Origin of the sequence: Serratia sp. PL17 (assembly GCF_017832355.1) — a bacterium.
Taxonomy (GTDB): domain Bacteria; phylum Pseudomonadota; class Gammaproteobacteria; order Enterobacterales; family Enterobacteriaceae; genus Serratia.
The window spans coordinates 419765-438107 of record NZ_JAFIBY010000005.1 but is presented as its reverse complement, the minus strand read 5'-3'; the positions used below and the strand labels follow the sequence as shown (position 1 = coordinate 438107).

At 55.2% G+C, this 18343-nt stretch carries 14 protein-coding genes; 1 reads left to right on the top strand and 13 read right to left on the bottom strand.

Translation table 11 applies throughout. From position 1 onward, the window contains the following. Nucleotides 1-296: 296 nt before the first annotated feature. From speB to JOE25_RS18285, 6 genes are all read right to left on the bottom strand, one after another. Entirely contained in the window at nucleotides 297-1217 is a 921-nt protein-coding gene (speB, locus tag JOE25_RS18310; protein ID WP_209637580.1) for an agmatinase, read from the bottom strand. A 212-nt stretch (nucleotides 1218-1429) separates the two neighbouring features. Further along, nucleotides 1430-2155, bottom strand: coding sequence for a peptide-methionine (S)-S-oxide reductase MsrA (gene msrA, locus JOE25_RS18305; protein ID WP_209637578.1), 726 nt, complete (start codon nucleotides 2153-2155; stop codon nucleotides 1430-1432). A 16-nt stretch (nucleotides 2156-2171) separates the two neighbouring features. Further along, entirely contained in the window at nucleotides 2172-3911 is a 1740-nt protein-coding gene (locus tag JOE25_RS18300; RefSeq protein ID WP_209637576.1) for a cytochrome c biogenesis protein DipZ, read from the bottom strand. Between the two features lie 13 nt (nucleotides 3912-3924). Further along, nucleotides 3925-4422: a peptide-methionine (R)-S-oxide reductase MsrB gene (msrB, locus tag JOE25_RS18295; RefSeq protein WP_209637574.1), complete on the bottom strand. Its 498-nt coding sequence runs from the start codon at nucleotides 4420-4422 to the stop codon at nucleotides 3925-3927. 188 nt (nucleotides 4423-4610) lie between these two features. Next, nucleotides 4611-6587 (bottom strand): biosynthetic arginine decarboxylase, encoded by a 1977-nt coding sequence (gene speA / locus JOE25_RS18290; protein WP_209637572.1) that lies wholly within the window; start codon nucleotides 6585-6587, stop codon nucleotides 4611-4613. Further along, nucleotides 6580-6723 carry a virulence promoting factor gene (locus JOE25_RS18285; protein WP_112347340.1) on the bottom strand — a complete coding sequence of 48 codons (144 nt, stop codon included), beginning with the start codon at nucleotides 6721-6723 and terminating at the stop codon, nucleotides 6580-6582. The genes speA and JOE25_RS18285 overlap by 8 nt, the downstream gene beginning before the upstream one ends. Before the next feature lie 760 nt (nucleotides 6724-7483). On the opposite strand from JOE25_RS18285, the gene metK reads away from it, so the two are divergent. Continuing rightward, nucleotides 7484-8638, top strand: coding sequence for a methionine adenosyltransferase (metK, locus tag JOE25_RS18280; protein WP_004947833.1), 1155 nt, complete (start codon nucleotides 7484-7486; stop codon nucleotides 8636-8638). A 99-nt stretch (nucleotides 8639-8737) separates the two neighbouring features. On the opposite strand, the gene nadS is transcribed toward metK, so the two are convergent. The 7 genes from nadS to mrcB all read right to left on the bottom strand — a co-directional run bounded on the left by nadS (nucleotide 8738) and on the right by mrcB (nucleotide 18337). Further along, on the bottom strand, nucleotides 8738-9022 hold the full coding sequence (gene nadS / locus JOE25_RS18275; protein WP_209637570.1) for a NadS family protein: 285 nt from the start codon (nucleotides 9020-9022) through the stop codon (nucleotides 8738-8740). Nucleotide 9023: 1 nt separating this feature from the next. After that, nucleotides 9024-9356, bottom strand: coding sequence for a type II toxin-antitoxin system RelE/ParE family toxin (locus JOE25_RS18270; RefSeq protein ID WP_209637568.1), 333 nt, complete (start codon nucleotides 9354-9356; stop codon nucleotides 9024-9026). Nucleotides 9357-9638: 282 nt separating this feature from the next. Further along, nucleotides 9639-11627, bottom strand: a complete 1989-nt coding sequence (gene fhuB / locus JOE25_RS18265; protein WP_209637566.1) for a Fe(3+)-hydroxamate ABC transporter permease FhuB — start codon at nucleotides 11625-11627, stop codon at nucleotides 9639-9641. Next, nucleotides 11624-12532, bottom strand: coding sequence for a Fe(3+)-hydroxamate ABC transporter substrate-binding protein FhuD (gene fhuD / locus JOE25_RS18260; protein ID WP_209637564.1), 909 nt, complete (start codon nucleotides 12530-12532; stop codon nucleotides 11624-11626). The genes fhuB and fhuD overlap by 4 nt, the downstream gene beginning before the upstream one ends. Next, nucleotides 12532-13329 carry a Fe3+-hydroxamate ABC transporter ATP-binding protein FhuC gene (gene fhuC / locus JOE25_RS18255; protein ID WP_209637562.1) on the bottom strand — a complete coding sequence of 266 codons (798 nt, stop codon included), beginning with the start codon at nucleotides 13327-13329 and terminating at the stop codon, nucleotides 12532-12534. The genes fhuD and fhuC overlap by 1 nt, the downstream gene beginning before the upstream one ends. Before the next feature lie 47 nt (nucleotides 13330-13376). Beyond that, entirely contained in the window at nucleotides 13377-15575 is a 2199-nt protein-coding gene (gene fhuA / locus JOE25_RS18250) for a ferrichrome porin FhuA (protein ID WP_209637560.1), read from the bottom strand. Between the two features lie 254 nt (nucleotides 15576-15829). Beyond that, on the bottom strand, nucleotides 15830-18337 hold the full coding sequence (gene mrcB / locus JOE25_RS18245; protein WP_209637558.1) for a bifunctional glycosyl transferase/transpeptidase: 2508 nt from the start codon (nucleotides 18335-18337) through the stop codon (nucleotides 15830-15832). Between the last annotated feature and the right edge of the window lie 6 nt (nucleotides 18338-18343).

Sequence of the window (18343 nt, the reverse complement as noted above, 5' to 3'; positions counted from 1 at the left end):
GAGGCAACAGATACAGGCATTTTCATGGTGCGGTAACGAACGGTAAACTGAGTGTTTTAGACTATATTTTTCCGTTCTACATTCACCACCCGCTATACCCTATGGATTTCAAGTTGCAGCCAGGCGCCCAGCGCATTCATCCTCAGGAGCTTACTCAAGTAAGTCACTGAGGTGAATGATAAATCTGTCAGGAACAGATTTGAACGCTGCTTGCAGCGGCCCCGAAGGGGCAAGCCCCAAGGATGGGGCTTGTAAAGCAGGTAACAACGCTGCAGCTTGAAAGACGACGGGTATACTTATTTCGTTTTTTTAGCAGCCTGCAGGTACAGCATTTCCAGGCCCAGGGTCGCCGCAGCCAGCGCGGTGATCTCAGACTGATCGTAGGCCGGTGCCACTTCCACCACGTCCATACCGACGATATTCAGTGACTGCATGCCGCGCACCAGCTTCAACGCACGATCGGAGGTCAAGCCGCCAATCACTGGAGTACCGGTCCCCGGAGCAAATGCAGGATCCAGGCAGTCGATGTCGAAGGTCAGGTAGACCGGCATATCACCGACGATCTGTTTGATCTGAGCCAGCAGATCGTCAACGGTACGATCGTTAACCTGTGCGGCGTCCAGCACGGTGAAACCATTATCATGATCGAACTCAGTACGAATACCGATCTGCACCGAGTGCTTTGGATCGATCAGGCCTTCGTTTGGCGCATGGAAGAACATAGTGCCGTGATCGTATTGGCTGCCGTTAGCATAGGTGTCGGTATGCGCATCGAAGTGCACCAATGCCAGTTTGCCGAAATGCTTAGCGTGTGCACGCAGCAGTGGCAGTGTGACGAAGTGGTCACCGCCGAATGAGAGCATACGCTTACCCGCTGCCAGCAGTTTTTCCGCGTGCGCTTGCAAGTTGTCACTCATGTCCTGAGCATCGCCAAAGTTGAACACGATGTCGCCACAATCGACGACGTTCAAACGATCGCGCAGGTCAAAATTCCACGGCCAACGGTTGCCTTCCCACGCCAAATTGGTGGAAACCTGGCGGATTGCCGCCGGGCCATGACGGCCACCGGCGCGGCCGGAGGTTGCCATGTCAAATGGAATGCCGGTGATGACCCACTCTGCATCGCTGTCGTAAGGCATGAAGTTCAGCGGAAAGCGCAGGAAACCAAAGGCGTTGGACACTAAAGAATTATCGGACTTATGGCCTAAGGTGCTCATAGTAAACCCTCATATTTCAACGTTTCACCTGGCGAAAAATCACACAGGCGCTGACAAAAAAAAATCCCTCCCGCGTCGTTAGCCCGACGAGAAAGGGATTGATACAGAATCTGGTTCAGTACTGCTGATACGGCAGATTATCGCCGCATTTCGTTCGCGCTTCAAGAGCGCGCATCATCATCCTGCCGACTCGTCACCGTCCAGTATAGGCACTACTGCTTCACCAGTACGGGTTGCTGGCTATAACGCGCCGGGAATAAATGCTCCAGCTGTTTTATTTTCGGCTGATCGTTAATCATGATGTAGAGGGAATCAGGGTGTTCAGTCAAAAAATTCTGATGGTAAGGCTCCGCCGGGTAAAAATGCCCGTTGCTCTCAATACGCGTAACCAGCGGTTGATCGTAACTGTGGCTGGCCTGCAGCTGAGCAATATAGGCATTGGCAACCTGCTGTTGTGAAGCATTCAATGGGAAAAGCGCGGAACGATACTGCGTGCCACTGTCCGGTCCTTGCCGATTCAGCTCTGTGGGGTTGTGCGCCACGGAGAAAAAGATCTGCAACAGGTCGCCGTAGGACACTTGAGCCGGGTCAAAGGTCACTTTCACCGACTCCGCATGGCCGGTATCGCCGCCGCTGACCTGCTGATAATCGGCAGTTTGCGCGGTGCCTCCGGTGTAACCTGAGATGGCGCTGGTGACGCCCTTCACATGCTGAAAGACGCCCTGCACGCCCCAGAAGCATCCACCGGCAAAAATAGCGGTCTCAGTGTGCGAGGTGCCTGCTGGCTCATCAACCGCAGGGGCTGGGATCACTACCGCGGTTTCCGCTCCGCCAAATGACCACGCGTTTCCCTGCCAGAGGCCCACACCGACCAGCGCTAACACGCCAGTGATGGCATAAGATCGCAACAACATGCCTAACCTGTTTGAACGTTTCATCATATTCACCACTGGATTAACCGAAAGTAAAGGCGTAGGCAGCAACCCCTGCCTGTTCAAATTCAATACTGAAGGTGTGTTCTCCAGCGCCGTCTGTTTGCCGAATCAGCTGGTAGAGACGCTGATCGGTGACCACGCCGCGACCGTCCGGTGTCACATCCGTGCCGTGCATTTCACCGGGTGCTTTGCCATCCAGCGTCACTTTGAACGCGACCGGTTTACCCCCGGTGTTCGGGCCTAGCACCAAATGCAGATCACGCGCATGGAAGCGGTAGACGATGCGCCCTTGAGGGGCATTCAACATCACGTTTTCTTCACCAACCGTCCAATTCCCCACCAACCCCCAATCATTGAGCGGTAAACTTGCCGGCACGACATAGCTGGCGCTCCGGTCTTGAGCGGCCTCGCCGGAAGCAAAGTTTTGCGCCCGCGCGTAACCCAGATAGGTTTCTGGTGAGATATCAGCCTGATTGCCCGCCGCCTGTTCAACGCCCTGCCCGGCAACCTGGCTAACGGCCGTGCTGATATTTTTTGCCCCAGCCTGGCGCAGCAGTTCCTGAATCACCCGCTCAGATTGCGCATAGTCGCCTTCACCAAAATGCTGGTAACGAATATGCCCGGTGGCATCGATAAAATAGTGCGCAGGCCAATATTGATTGTTGAACGCGCGCCAGATGCTGTAGTTGTTATCGATAGCGATCGGGTAGTCGATACCCAGTTTTTTCGCCTCTTTGGTGACATTGCCAATATCTCTCTCGAAGGCAAATTCCGGCGCATGTACACCAATCACTACCAGCCCCTGATCGCGGTATTTCTCCGCCCAGGCCTTCACGTAAGGCAGAGAGCGCAAGCAGTTGATGCAGGAGTAGGTCCAGAAATCGACCAGGACCACCTTGCCACGCAGGGACTCTGTCGTCAGCGGTGGGGAATTCAACCACTGTACAGCCCCTGACAGGGACGGCATCTCGCCCAGGTCATCCAACATCGGTTGAGCGTCGACTGCCGTTTGCACCGGAGGTCGCACCGGCGTGGTAGCGGGCGTCAATGTCTGTACTAACCGCTGTTCAATTCCCCCCGTCGACGCCGCGGAAAGACGTGCCAACACCGTGGTATCCAGGCCAAGGGCAATCGCCACTACCCCCACGAGCATTGCCACCCCCAGTCCCCGTCGGATCCATTCACCAGCGCCCAGTGAGCGTTTCATGGCGCTAAATACCTTACCGCCGATCAACAATGCCAATGCCAGCGACGTCGCTGCCCCTGCGGCATAGGCCAATAGCAACAATGTTGAGCCGACGTTAGCCCCTTGCAATGCCGCTCCTGTCAAAACCAGACCGAGAATAGGGCCGGCACAAGGTGCCCAGAGCAGGCCAGTGGCGATACCCAGCAGCAACGACGAGCCAACCTGGTGCTGTTTGTCTGCCGCAATCTTGTCAGACAGGCGATTACCGGCCGATACCAATGGGTGCATCACGCGTTCGGCAACCGACGGAAACAGTAAGGTGATGCCAAATACCGCCATCAGGATCAACGCCAGCCAGCGACCATATTGATTGGCCGCCACAACCCAGCCACCGCCGACGGCCGCCAGCGTGGCAAACAGCGCAAAGGTCAGCGCCATGCCCACCAGCATCGGCAAACCGGAGCGTAAGAAAGGGCGATCGGCACGCGAGAAAATGAACGGCAGCACCGGCAGTATGCACGGACTGGCGATGGTCAGAATGCCGCCGAGATAAGCCAGTATCAGGATCAACATGTTGCTCTCCCCATTATGCCTGTTGCGGCGTGAACAACAGCGCCACCCCGTTCATGCAGTAACGTAACCCGGTAGGTTGCGGGCCGTCGTCAAACACGTGTCCAAGATGCCCGCCACAGCGCCGACAGTGCACCTCGTCTCGCACCATGCCGAATGAACGGTCCTGGCGCTGGGCAACGGCATGGTCAAGAGGCTGATAAAAACTCGGCCAGCCGGTATGGCTGTCAAACTTGGTATGGGAGGAAAACAGCGGTAAATCGCACCCTGCACAGGAAAACACCCCATCACGGTGTTCGTCATTCAGCGGGCTGCTGTAGGGTATTTCGGTGCCCTCCTCGCGCAAAATATGGTATTGCGCGGCGGTCAACCGCGCGTGCCACTGTTGATCAGTGTAGTTGACTTCAAATTGCGCGGTGGCCGCAGCCCGCGCGGCCCACGTTGGCAATAGCCCCAGCGAAAACGCCGCGGACAGGCCGCCGCCAACCAGAATAAACTGCCGTCTGTTCATCATCATTGCCACCCCGAAGACTGATCAAACCGATAGTGACAACCTACAAAGAAAACCCTGTCCGAATCCTCACGGAGAGTTAACAAATTTGTGATAACTGATAGGAGATAAGGGGTATTGCGAGGGGAAATGCGGGAGAAAACCAATAAAAAAGCCGGGCATCAAAGAGATGCCCGGCTTTTCAGCGTGACTTACTCATCTTCTAAATAAGTATAACCGTACAAACCGGCCTCAAACTCTTCCAGGAACTGCGCTTGCAGCCCACTGTCCAGATCGGTTTCTTTTACCTGATCGCGGAATTTGGCCAGCAGCGCAGTAGGATCGAGCTGCACGTATTCCAACATGTCGGCAACGGTATCGCCTTCATCAGACAATTCAGTTTCTACCGTGCCATCAGGGAAGACAAACACGTCCACCGAGGCGGTATCACCGAACAGGTTGTGCATATTGCCCAGGATTTCCTGGTAGGCACCCACCATAAAGAAGCCCAGCGCCGGCGGATTTTCCGGATCGTACGGCGGCATTGGCATGGTGGTCGCTACGCCGTCACCGTCGATGTAGTGATCGATAGTACCGTCGGAGTCACAGGTGATGTCCAGCAGTACGGCACGGCCTTCCGGCGGCTTATCCAGCCCTTCCAGTGGCAACACCGGGAACAGCTGGTCAATACCCCAGGCGTCCGGCATTGATTGGAACAGCGAGAAGTTGACGTAGAACTTGTCTGCCATGCGTTCTTGCAGTTCGTCGATGATTGGACGGTGCGCGCGGTTGCTTGGATCCAGTTGCTGCTGGATTTTGTTGCAGATGTTCAGGTACAACTGCTCGGCCCAGGCACGCTTGGTCAGATCCAGCATACCGTGAGCATACTGAGTGTGGACATCATGCAGGTCCATCTGACTGTCATGCAGCCATTCACGCAGCGAACGGCGGTTTTCCGGCTCGTTCATTTCCTGCCAGGTTTCCCACATGCTTTCCAGCGCGCGCGGTGCGTCCTCTGCCGGTGGCAATGGATCGCTGAATTCATTGCGCTCAACGCCGATCACATTGGATACCAACACCGTATGGTGTGCAGTAACTGCACGGCCGGATTCGGTGATCACCGTCGGATGCGGCAAGCCGTGTTCGTTGCACGCATCACCGATACCCCAAATCACGTTGTTGGCGTATTCGTTCAGGCCATAGTTCACCGAGCAATCAGACTGCGAACGGGTGCCTTCATAATCTACGCCCAGACCGCCGCCCACGTCGAAGCACTGGATGTTAACGCCCAGTTTGTGCAGTTCAACGTAGAAACGTGCCGATTCGCGTACGCCTGTCGCGATGTCGCGAATATTGGCCAGTTGCGAACCCAGGTGGAAGTGCAGCAGTTGCAGGCTATCAAGACGGCCCGCTTCACGCAGGGTTTCCACCAGTTTCAACACCTGAATGGCTGCCAGGCCGAACTTGGACTTTTCGCCGCCGCTCGACTGCCATTTGCCGGAGCCTTGTGACGCCAGACGCGCACGCACGCCCAGGCGTGGTACCACATTCAGACGTTCAGCTTCTTCCAGCACCATGTTGATTTCGGACATTTTCTCGATCACCAGGTACACCTTGTGCCCCAGCTTTTCGCCGATCAACGCCAGACGGATATATTCACGGTCTTTATAGCCGTTACAGACGATCACGGAACGGGTCATGCCGGCATGTGCCAGCACCGCCATCAGCTCAGCTTTAGAACCGGCTTCCAGCCCCAGCGGCTCGCCGGAATTAACCAGAGATTCAATCACGCGACGGTGTTGGTTGACCTTAATCGGGTAAACCAGGAAATAACCACCTTCATAACCGAACGATTCACGCGCACGTTTGAAAGCGGCGTTGATCGAACGCAGGCGGTGCTGCAGGATCTGCGGGAAGCAGAACAGCGCCGGCAGACGCAGACCGTCTTTTTGGCGTTGTTTGACCAAATCGGCCAGATCGACACGCGCCTGCGGGACGTCAGGATCCGGGCACACGCTGATGTGACCCAGTTCATTGACGTCATAATAATTGTTGCCCCAGTAGGCGACGTTATAAGTGCGCAGCATCTTGCTGGCATCACGATCATTCATGGCAACCTCCTGCATGGAGCGCAAAGATATAGATTCGCCCGTTGCTGACGGACGGTGAATCAACAGATCATCAGACATTACTCGCCTCACATCCCGTACTGACGATACAGTCAGCCACTATCGCAGCTACAACCCGCGAGAACAACCCAACAAACCGCCCTTGCGGCAGCGAATAAAACTGCCGTTCGCGGTCAGCGATCGGTTTATTACTCATATAATTGTAAGACACCCTGTTCAAACCTCGTGAATCGGGTCAAGAAACATCCCACAGGAAGGCTGCAGGCTACCCTTGTTCAGTTCTTCAGACGACCGTTAACCGGCCCGAGAATCCTGAGTAGCGCCCAGGTGTTTATCACACCTGAAAGGTGGTGTAGAGACAAGACGGGAAATAGCAGAAGAATGTGCGCCAGAACGGCACTGCTGTTGAGAACCAACAACCGGTAGACAACGGATCATTAATCCAACCACCTCCACGCACGTCGTCCTCAATGAACGACCGAGCCTCTATTAATAGTGTAAGAACGTGACCGTTCTATGAAGCGGCGACGTCAAAAAGGCCGACGTCTGCAGCTGACAATCCGGCTATCCATGGCGAGTCACAGAAGTTTACAACTTCTTTCCCCGCACTGTGCACCAAATGAGCCGCGCGCGCAGTTTATACCGATAACCAGGGGAAAATGCAAAATGAAAATTTGTCGGAAACTGTTTCAAGCGATGAAAATGGCGTCGGCAGCTTTGCGCAAAAGAGCGAAATGGCAAAAAAATACTGGCAATCCGGTCAAGGCCTGACCTAAAATAGACGTCCAGATGTTAATCCATCTATACTGATTAACGAAGAAACTGCTTAACGGCTTTGCCTGAGGGGCGTTGCAGGATGTATCTCGCGCCATCAGCGGAAGACCCTTCGCTTTGATGCCGGATCTCCAGCGCTGTGCAGTAATTTCTAACCCGTCTTATGCAAGGTAAAGAATACAATGGCTAAACACCTATTCACGTCCGAATCCGTCTCCGAAGGGCATCCTGACAAAATTGCTGACCAGATCTCCGATGCCGTCCTCGACGCCATCCTGGAACAAGATCCTAAAGCACGCGTCGCCTGCGAAACTTACGTGAAAACCGGCATGGTACTGGTTGGCGGTGAAATCACCACCAGCGCTTGGGTTGATATCGAAGAAATCACCCGTAAAACCGTACGCGAAATCGGTTATGTCCACTCGGATATGGGTTTTGACGCCAACTCTTGTGCCGTACTGAGCGCAATCGGCAAGCAATCCCCAGATATCAATCAGGGCGTTGACCGCACCGATCCGCTGGAACAAGGTGCCGGCGACCAGGGCCTGATGTTTGGCTATGCTACCAATGAAACCGAAGTGCTGATGCCTGCACCGGTAACCTACGCGCACCGTCTGGTGCAGCGTCAGGCCGAAGTGCGTAAAAACGGCACCCTGCCATGGTTGCGTCCAGATGCGAAAAGCCAGGTGACCTTCCAGTATGACGACGGCAAAATCGTCGGCATCGACGCAGTGGTCCTGTCCACCCAGCATTCCGAAGATATTTCTCTGAAAGATCTGCAAGAAGCGGTAATGGAAGAGATCATCAAGCCCGTGCTGCCAACTGAATGGTTAAGCGCCAGCACCAAATACCACATCAACCCAACCGGCCGTTTCGTTATCGGCGGACCAATGGGTGACTGTGGTCTGACCGGGCGTAAAATCATCGTTGATACCTACGGCGGCATGGCTCGTCACGGCGGCGGTGCGTTCTCTGGTAAGGATCCGTCTAAAGTTGACCGTTCAGCAGCCTACGCAGCGCGTTACGTGGCGAAAAACATCGTGGCGGCTGGCCTGGCTGACCGCTGTGAGATCCAGGTCTCCTACGCCATTGGCGTGGCAGAACCGACCTCAATCATGGTGGAAACCTTCGGTACTGAGAAAGTCCCTACCGAACAGTTGACCCTGCTGGTGCGTGAATTCTTCGATCTGCGCCCATACGGCCTGATCCAGATGATGGACCTGCTGCAACCAATCTACCGCGAAACTGCAGCTTACGGTCACTTTGGTCGTGAGCACTTCCCTTGGGAAGCGACAGACAAAGCAGAACTGCTGCGCGATGCTGCCGGCTTGAAATAAGCCCGGGTATCCAGCGTGAAAACGGCGAGCCTAGGCTCGCCGTTTTTTTCTGAAGGAAGGGCGTCAGACACCGCGTATACAGCAGCAGGTAAGCAAGACCTAATGGGCCGCCAACTCCCTGAAGAAGGCAGGATTAGCCTGAATCGCCGCCAGCACCTTTGCAGCCAGACCGGTCGGATTACGCCTTTTTGTTTCCCAGCTTTTAATGGTATCAACGCTGGTACCCAACACCTTTGCCATTTCACTCTGAGAAATATTAAGCTGCGCCCTGATCGCTTTCACATCGGCGATATCATAACGAGTGACATTGGCCGGAGCCTCAACCCCGTTCTTAATCGCGACGGCCTCTTCAAGAGACGTTTTCATATCGTCAAAAAAGCTCATGTCATACCTCATCTTTCAGCAATTTCGTCAATGTCTTCAGCTCTGACCTTTCCATGTCGCTCAGACTGTCTTTACTATTTTTCGGGTAGGCCATTACCAGATAGATGACCTCTTTGGTTGCCAGAAAGTAAATCACTCTGGCACTTCCACTTTTACCCTGGGAACCTGTAGCCATTCTGACTTTCCGCAGGCCACCGGTTTTCTGGATCAGATCGCCTTTATCGGGTGATTCGATGAGTTCTTTCTGGAGTTCTTTTAGCTCGTCGTCCGTGGCAATTTGCCTTACCTGCCGCGTAAACATCGGGGTCTCAATAAATACTAGCGCATGACTCACTGGCACCCTCTCCATGCTGAGGTACAAAGTACACCAGAAAATGTACTGTGTACACCTTGATAATTTGAGTGTAGGGGTACCTCTTTCCTTGCCTTTCGACAGGATTCAGAGCATCCGCGCGCAGTATATTTATCTTCCCCCAGATTTCCGCGCCCTTTCCGCACGGGATATCCGTTCTGCGTAGCCGTACGCAAAGCGTTGCAATAGTATGAAAATACGAAAAAAAATAAAGGCCCAGCGATGCTGAGCCTTTGATTCTAGAAACGGCAGGAACGGCGTCGGTTATGAGGTTTGTTTACGCAACAGGTAAACGAAATACGGCGCGCCAATAAAGGTCGCCAGCAGCCCGGCAGGGATTTGGTACGGGAACATCACCATCCGTCCGCACCAGTCAGCAAACACCATCAGCAAGCCCCCTAACAACGCGGAAATTACCATCTGCGGTAACGCACGGCGGAAGCCCAGCATGCGCGCCATATGCGGCGCCATCAGGCCAATAAAACTCAGCGGCCCTACGGTCAATGTCGCCATCGCGGTCAGCGTGGCGGCCAGTAGCAAGATGGTTAACCGCACCGGCGTCAAAGCAATACCCACCGAGCGTGCAGTGGCACTGCCAAGCGGCAAAATACTGAGCCAGCGGCGGCACAGCGGTGCCAGCACAATCAACGTCGTCGCAATAATCGCCGTTCGCACTGCCTGCTCCGGCGTCACCGAATAGGTGGAGCCAGAAATCCAGGTCAGCAGCCCACCGGTACGCGGATCGCCACTGGCTAACAGCAGGAAAATGGTGGTGGTGAACGCCGTGCTAAGCGCAATACCGGCCAACAGCATGCGTTCGGTGGAAAAACCACCCCGCCCTGCAGCAATCATGATCACCAATAAAGTACCGGCAGCGCCCAGGCTCCCAGCGGGCAACAACCAGACAAAGGCATCACCCGGTACGACCAACAGCATCATCACTACGCCGAACGCAGCACCTGAGCTGATACCCAACACTTCCGGGCTGGCCATCGGGTTACCCGTCAACTTCTGGATTAACGTCCCCGCAACCGCCAGCATCATGCCCGCAGCCAAAGCCGACAATACCCGTGGCCAGCGCCACGGCATCAATGACTCCAGCTCGGCGCCCTGACTCCAGTGCCAACCGGCAGCGTTTTGCCCAAACATCAGTGCCACAGCCAGCCCAGCGAATAACACCGCCCCCGCCAGCGCAACCCACACCAACAGATGACCACGTTCCGCCGGTACCTTATCCCCCAGATTCATTGGCGGTGGCGTGGAGGCGCTGCGCAGACGCGGTAACAACCACAGCAGCAGCGGTGCACCAAATAGTGCGGTCGCGGCACCGGTAGGAACCTCACGCCATACCTGCGTCAGCCAGATCATTACCTGATCGGTTAACCACAACAGCAGCGCACCCAGCAGAGGTGCCAACATCATGCGGTGTGCCAGCCGACGTGCGCCCAGCATTTTCGCCATCAAGGGGGCAAACAAACCGATAAAACCGATCACACCAGCGGCATTAACCAGCATGGCACTGAAGATAATTGCTACGGCCAGCGCGCAAAAACGCGCCATCGACAACCCCAGCCCCAGATTGCGAGCCACACCGTCGTCCAATCCCAACAGCGTTAATGGACGCAATAACAGCACCGCCAACAGCCCTGCCACCAGCAAACGCGGCAGGATAAACTGCACGGTATTCCAGTCTTGCTGGTTCAGGGCACCGGTGCTCCACAAAAATACGCCTTGCAGTTGATCGTAATTGAACAAGGCCAGCAGGCTGTTAACCGCACCGCAATATAGCCCCAACACCAACCCGGCGAGGATCAGCGTCACCGGCGACATGCGTTTGCCCCACGCCACACCGAACACTAATCCACCGACCACTACCGCTCCCACCATCGCAGCCAATTGTCGGGTCAGTTCCCCTCCCGGCAACATCCATAGCGTAGCGACCGTCAATCCAAGCTGCGCACCGGCGGAAACGCCGAGCGTCGCGGGTTCTGCCAACGGGTTGCGCAATACCTGTTGGAAGAGTACGCCGACCAGCCCTAATCCGGCACCGGCCAGCAAGGACACGGACAATCGCGGCAGCAGGCTATAGTGGAACAACATTTGGTGAACATCGTCGATATCCGGTGCGTTCAGCGCCTGTCCCCACAGTGCCCACGGCAGCTGTTGCAGCAGGTTATAAAGCGTTAAGCCGCTGGCGCTCGCCAGCAGAACCAGAACCAACGTCACCGGCAATGCGCGGATACCTGCGTTCATGAATAGCTCTCCTGCGCGTGTTCCAGCAGGTGGCAAAAGCGCATCGCCGATAACGTCGCACCGTAGAACCACACTGCCGGTACCTGGCGCAATTGATTCTGTCTGACGAACGGCAATGCCTGCCATAACGGCGTCGAGCTGACCTTATCCATCATCGCCTGATTACCGTGATCGAGATAAATCGCCCGTGCGCTTTTCACCGTTGCCAGGCGTTCAATTCCCACCACCGCCGTGCCCCAGAAGTTGGTTTCGCCTTCCCACGCATTTTTTATGCCAAGCTGATCCATCACCTCCTGGAACAGGCTCTTCTGGCCAATAACCAGCGCATGACGGGTATCTATCAGTGAAAACATCAGGAGTGGCTGCTGGGTATATGAATGCAGGCGTTGACGCATCTCCACAATAAAGCGATCAAACTGCGCCAGATGCTGCATAGCGCGGCTTTCCAACCCTAACCGCTGCGCCAAGGCCTGCAGCGATTGCCTCGCCACCGTCAGCGGTTTGCCACTGCCGTCGTTGAAGCTAAAACTCATCGATGGTGCGATCGGTTCCAACTTTTGTGGTGTGGGCCCGTAGCCCTTCGACAGCAACATCAATGAAGGGCGAAGCTGCTGCAACAATTCGAGGTTAGGTTCGGTACGCTGACCCACGTCAATAACCGATGCAGGCAGCTTTGGCTCTTCCACCCACAGGTTGTAGTTATGAATATCAGCGACCGCCAGCGGCGTAATCCCAAGGGCCAACAGCAGCTCAATCGGCAGCCATTCCAGCGCGACAATGCGCGTCAGGTCGGGCGGCGTTTCAGCGGCGTGCCCCGGCAGGGAAAGCAGCAATGGCGACAGCGCCATTGCCGTCAACAGGCGACGGCGTACGGCATCATGATGAAACTCAGAAGAATCAGACATCAGTAGACAAAACTCACCGGCGCACCGCCGCTTGGATGTGGCAGCGTCCCCATAGGAATACCGTAAATTTGTTCCAGTACGTCACCCTGCATCAGATCTAATGGTGCGCCCTGTGCAATCATTTCTCCGCCGCGCAACGCCACCAGATGGTCGCAATAGCGCGCAGCCATATTGATATCATGCAGCACTGCAATCACCGTCAGACCGCGCTGGCTGCTTAATCGTTGGATCAACGCGAGCACGTCAACCTGATGGGCGATATCCAGCGCCGAGGTCGGCTCGTCCAACAACAGGCAGCGGCTGTCTTGTGCCACCATCATCGCCAACCAGGCACGCTGGCGCTCACCGCCGGACAGGCTGTCCACCAAACGGTTGGCAAACGGTTTTAATCCCACCAGCGCAATGGCCTCTTCCACCTGTTGGCGATCGTTGACGCCAAAGCGCCCCAAAGCACCGTGCCACGGGTAGCGACCAATCGCCACCAACTCGCGCACCGTCATGCCCTCTGCGGCCGGCAATTGCTGCGGCAAATAGGCCACCTGACGCGCAAAGGCTTTGCTGTCCCATTGGTGCAGTGGTTGTTGATTGAGCAATACACTGCCGGTGGACGGGTTCTGATGGCGACCCAAAATTTTTAGCAGCGTAGACTTGCCAGAACCATTGTGACCGATCAACCCACAGACTTTCCCCACGGGAAAGGTCAGCGATAATGGCTGCAACAGCACACGGCCGGGAACGGCAAAACTGGCGCTATCTAACGTAAAAGTGGCGTCGTGATTGGGGTGTTTATCCTGCATAGGTCCTACTCTGTCCGGGGCGACATAACGCCGCCCCGGTTATCCGATTAGAAGCGGAAGGTTGCGGTGGCGACCACCTGACGTTCTGCGCCCCAATAGCAGCCATAGGTAGCAAAGCAGCTAGAGACGTATTCTTTATCAAACAGGTTGTTCACGTTAATGCCAATCGAGGAACCGGGCAGATTGAAACGCGCCAGATCGTATTTTATTGCGGCATCAACCACCGTGTAGTCTTTCACTTTAAAGGTATTGGCCTCATCACCATAGCTGGAACCGACATAGCGAACACCGGAGCCCAGAGTCAAACCGCTGAGTGCGGTTTCATGGAAGGTGTAATCCGCCCACAGTGAAGCCATATGTTTTGGAATCGCCGCCGGGGTATTGCCTTGAAGCGTGGTGTCCTTGGAGTACTCGGCATCCGTGTAGGTATAAGACCCCAGCAGGTTAACATTGGCTGTTAGCGCGGCTTTGGCCTCCAGCTCGACACCGCGAGAGCGAATCTCACCGCCCTGAACGCTGGCGAATGGATGGTCTGGATTAGGGTCCGCCACCTTGTTGTTGGTTTTAGTCAGCTGATAAATCGCCATGCTGGCAGTGATGGGACGATCTTTCGGCGCAAATTTCACACCCGCCTCATACTGTTTGCCCTTGGAGGCAGCGAAGGTGTTACCACTGAAGTCCGTGCCTGAAGTCGGCTCAAAGGATTCGCTGTAACTGACATAAGGTGCAATGCCGTTTTCGAATACATAATTCAAACCGGCGCGGCCGGTGAATTCGTTGTCCTTCTGCTTTGAAACCGAATTCTGGTTCAACCGGTTGGTGCTGTTGGTATCACTCCAGTCATAACGTCCGCCCATGGTCAGCACCCATTGGTTCCATTCAGCCTGGTCCTGTACGTAAAGCCCGGTTTGCTCCTGGCGATTGACCTGACTTGCACCACCCGTAATGGTGTAACTTTGGTTACCGTACTGCGGCGCCACGACATTCAGAGGGGAAGCGCTGCCGTATTGATAGACGACGTCGTTACGCATACGCATGTAGTCCACCCCCATCAACAAGATGTGAGCGACCTGCCCAGTGGCAAACTTGGCCTGTGCCTGCGTATCCACAGCAAAACTGGACATGTGCTCCTTCGAGTTCATCACGCCACGGGTCAATTCCGCAGGGTTAGTCGCGCTGATGCCCTGGCCATAGATGGATCGGTAATCAACGTCCATTTTGGAGTAACGCAAGTTTTGGCGCACCGTCCACACATCATCAAACCCATGCTCAAAGGCGTACCCAACCATCTGTTGCTTACGTGAGATATTGTTATAGCCCGGCTCACCGTCGTTGAAACTGGTCGGCAATTTACCGTTGATACCATTTTGCACCGTGCCCTCTTTCGGCAACCAGCCATAGAAGCCCACGCTGGGGTCATCCTGGAAACTGCTGAGGAAAGTCAACGAGGTGCGATCATCAGGCCGCCAACTGAACGAAGGCGCAATAGCATAGCGCTTGCTCTTTTCTCCCACCTGCTGCTGATCTTCATCACGCGCCAAGCCGGTCAAACGGTAAGAATAAACACCCGCATCATCCAACGCACCGCCGAAGTCGAAGCCGGTCTGGAACAGATTGTCGGTGCCCATTTTGAACTGAACTTCGCGCAGGGTTTCCGTCGTTGGGCGTTTGCTGACCAGCGCGACGACACCGCCAGGGTTGCTCTTACCGTAGAGTACGGAAGAAGGACCGCGCAGCACTTCGGCACGCTCGAGGAAGTAAGGGTCAATCTGGTAAATGGAATAGTTATCGTCCTGCAGTTTCAGACCATCCAGGTACATATTGGTACCCACGGAACTAAAACCACGAATGTTCACGGCGTCGTAGGCGGTAGAGGCACCACGGTTGCCTACCATCACACCCGGCGTATACGCCAGCGCACTTTTCACCGTTTCCGGCTGGCGCATATCCATCTCTTCACGCGTCACGACAGAGACTGACTGCGGCGTTTTAATCAATGGCGTATCCGTTTTAGTCCCGGTAGCGCTGCGCTTGGCCGCATAGGTGCCGACCGGCCCCCAGGCGCTTTCCTGCTGGGACTGACCGCTGCCTACCACGGTAATCGTGTCTTCCTTGGCAGTCGATTTGGTGTCGGCGGAAAATGCTGGCATAGCCAGCGTGCCAAGTGCAGCAGCGATAGTAATCGCTAACCCACTGACGTGAAAACGGCTCTGTTTGGCCGTGGAAGGAAGACGCTTGGTCGGCATAAGTGGTTTCTCTGATGAATTATTTGATAACGAATGTAAACGATAATAATTATTATAAGCGACGCATTTTATGCAGAAGCCAAATTAAACTGCAAGTCGAATTCAGCCTGTGAATTGGTGTGAGATTAACCGCTTAGCCACATTAACCTGATGGAAATAAACTGCGCGGAGAAATAAAAAAGCCCGCAACAGAAAGTTACGGGCTTAATAACAAAGAAAAACTTTTCGCCTAAGCGTTTTACATGCTTGGCTGCTTACTTGCCGAACATGTCCTTGATCCAACCCGCGACGCCGTCAGCATCTTTTTGCTCACCCGCCTGCTGTTGCTGTTGCTGCTGTTGTTGCTGTTGCTGAGCGGCCTGGCTTGCCTGGCACAATCCCTGCGGGTTATCCGTCCATACAGGAATGGTACGCCCACCACCGCTACAGACAAAGTTACCGCTGGCATCAATGCCCATTTGGTTAATACCTTCCGGCGGCTGCAGCATCAGCGGCAGCGGCGTCTGGTTTTCCAAATAGCGGCGATAAAGGGTCAATGCACCGTTGGCACCGGTCAACTTGGCTGGGCCGTTGTTATCACGCCCCACCCAGGCGATAGCCACTTCTTTACCGTCGATGCCGGCAAACCAGCTATCACGCAAATCGTTGGTGGTACCGGTTTTCGCCGCCAGGTTGTAGTTAGGGAACTTGACCGACAGTGAACGGGAAGTCCCGCGCGCGACACCTTGTTGCATGGCGTACAGCGTCAGGTAAGCTGCCTGAGCAGGTACCACACGCTCGGCCTGCGGGAAGCTCTGATACAGCACTGAACCGTCTTCAGCAATCACCGAACGCACTGCAGACAATGGAGCACGGTTACCACCGCCGGCAATCGTCTGGTATTCCTGCGCGACTTCCATCGGTGTCAGGCCAATCGCCCCGAGCAGCATCGAAGGCACCGGGTTAATTTCTGCCTTTGGAATGCCCAAACGTTGCAGCGTAGCACTGATTTGATCCAGCCCAACCGACATACCCAGGTTCACCGTAGGTATGTTGAGTGAAAATGCCAGGCCATCCACCAGCATCACCTGACCACGGAACTTACGGTCATAGTTGTTTGGCTGCCAAACGGTACCGTTAGACAATTTCAACGTCAGTGGTTGATCCGCCAGCCAGGTGTTCAGACGATATTTGTCCGGCTCAGACAAGGCCGTCAGGTAAGTCGGTGGCTTAGCCAGTGACCCAACCAAACGACGCGCCTGCATGGCACGGTTGAATCCGGCAAACTGTGGGTTAGCACCACCGACCATGGCACGAACTTCACCGCTAAAGCGATCGACGATCACCATCGCCGCTTCCAGATCCTGAACGTGGCGAGCCGCCTTCAGCGCAGGTATACCATCCTCAACCGCCTTTTCTGCTGCATCCTGTGATACCGGATCCAACGTGGTGAAGATTTTCACACCGGACAGATCGTTAACCTTGTCGCCCAGCTTGGCTTGCAGTTCCTGACGAACCATCTGCATAAACGCGGGTTGCGGCGTGATCACCCCGCCTTTCGGCTGCACGCCCAAAGGTCGAGCACTGAGCATGTTATACAGCTCTGCATCGATAACACCTTGGTTCTGCAACAGTTTCAACACCAGGTTACGGCGTTCCAGCGCCAGTTTCGGGTTACGCCAAGGGTTATACAGCGACGCCCCTTTAACCATGCCCACCAACAGCGCCTGTTGATCCAGACTCAGCTCGTCTACCGGGCGGCCAAAGTAATACAGGCTGGCCAGCGGGAACCCACGGATCTGATCGTTGCCGCTCTGGCCGAGGTAAACCTCATTCAGATACAGCTCAAGGATGCGATCCTTGCTGTAGCGGTAATCCACCAACAACGCCATGTAGGCTTCGTTGGCCTTACGCCACAGCGAACGCTCGTTAGTTAAGAACAGGTTTTTCACCAACTGCTGCGTCAGTGTACTGCCGCCCTGCACTGCACGTCCGGCTGTCAGGTTAGCCAACACCGCACGGCCAATGGAATAGGGGCTGATGCCGTCATGCTCATAGAAATGGCGGTCTTCGGTGGCAATCAGCGTATCCACCAGCAGGTCTGGGAAACCGGCGCGTGGCACAAACAGACGCTGTTCACCGTTCGGCGACTGCAACATGGTGATCAGGCGCGGATCGAGGCGGAAGAACCCAAAACTGCGCTGGTTTTCCATGTTCTCGATGTTCGCCAGGCGGTTGTTCTGGAAATTGAGACGCGCGTGGATCTGGCCCTCTTTACCGTCTGGGAAATCAAATGGGCGACGCAGCATCTCGATGCTGTTGGCCTGCACGGTGAATTCACCAGGGCGTGTCATGCGGCTTACCTGACGGTATTGCATGCCCTCAAGCAAATCGACCATTTCCTTTTTGCTGTACGGCATGCCCGGTTCCAGGTTGACCATTCGGCCATAAACCGCTGCCGGCAACTGCCAGACTTTGCCGTCAATGCGGCTGCGGATCTGTGAATCCAGATAGACGCCGTAGATCGCCAGCAGAACTGCGACCACCAGAATCAGTTTGATAAGCAGGCCGAGCCAGCGGCGTTTTTTACGCGGCGGAGTCGCTTTTACCTTACGCGGCATGCGTTCTTCCTCGTCTTCATAATCATCATCGTCATCCTGGTACTCGTCTTCCTCGTAATCATCGTAATCGTCTTCTCGACGACGGCGCGGCGGCTTGCGCGACGCGGTGCGTGTTGGTTGTTTCCCTTTGCGCCCGATGGGCTCGCGGTCATCCCCAGCCATTGCTGT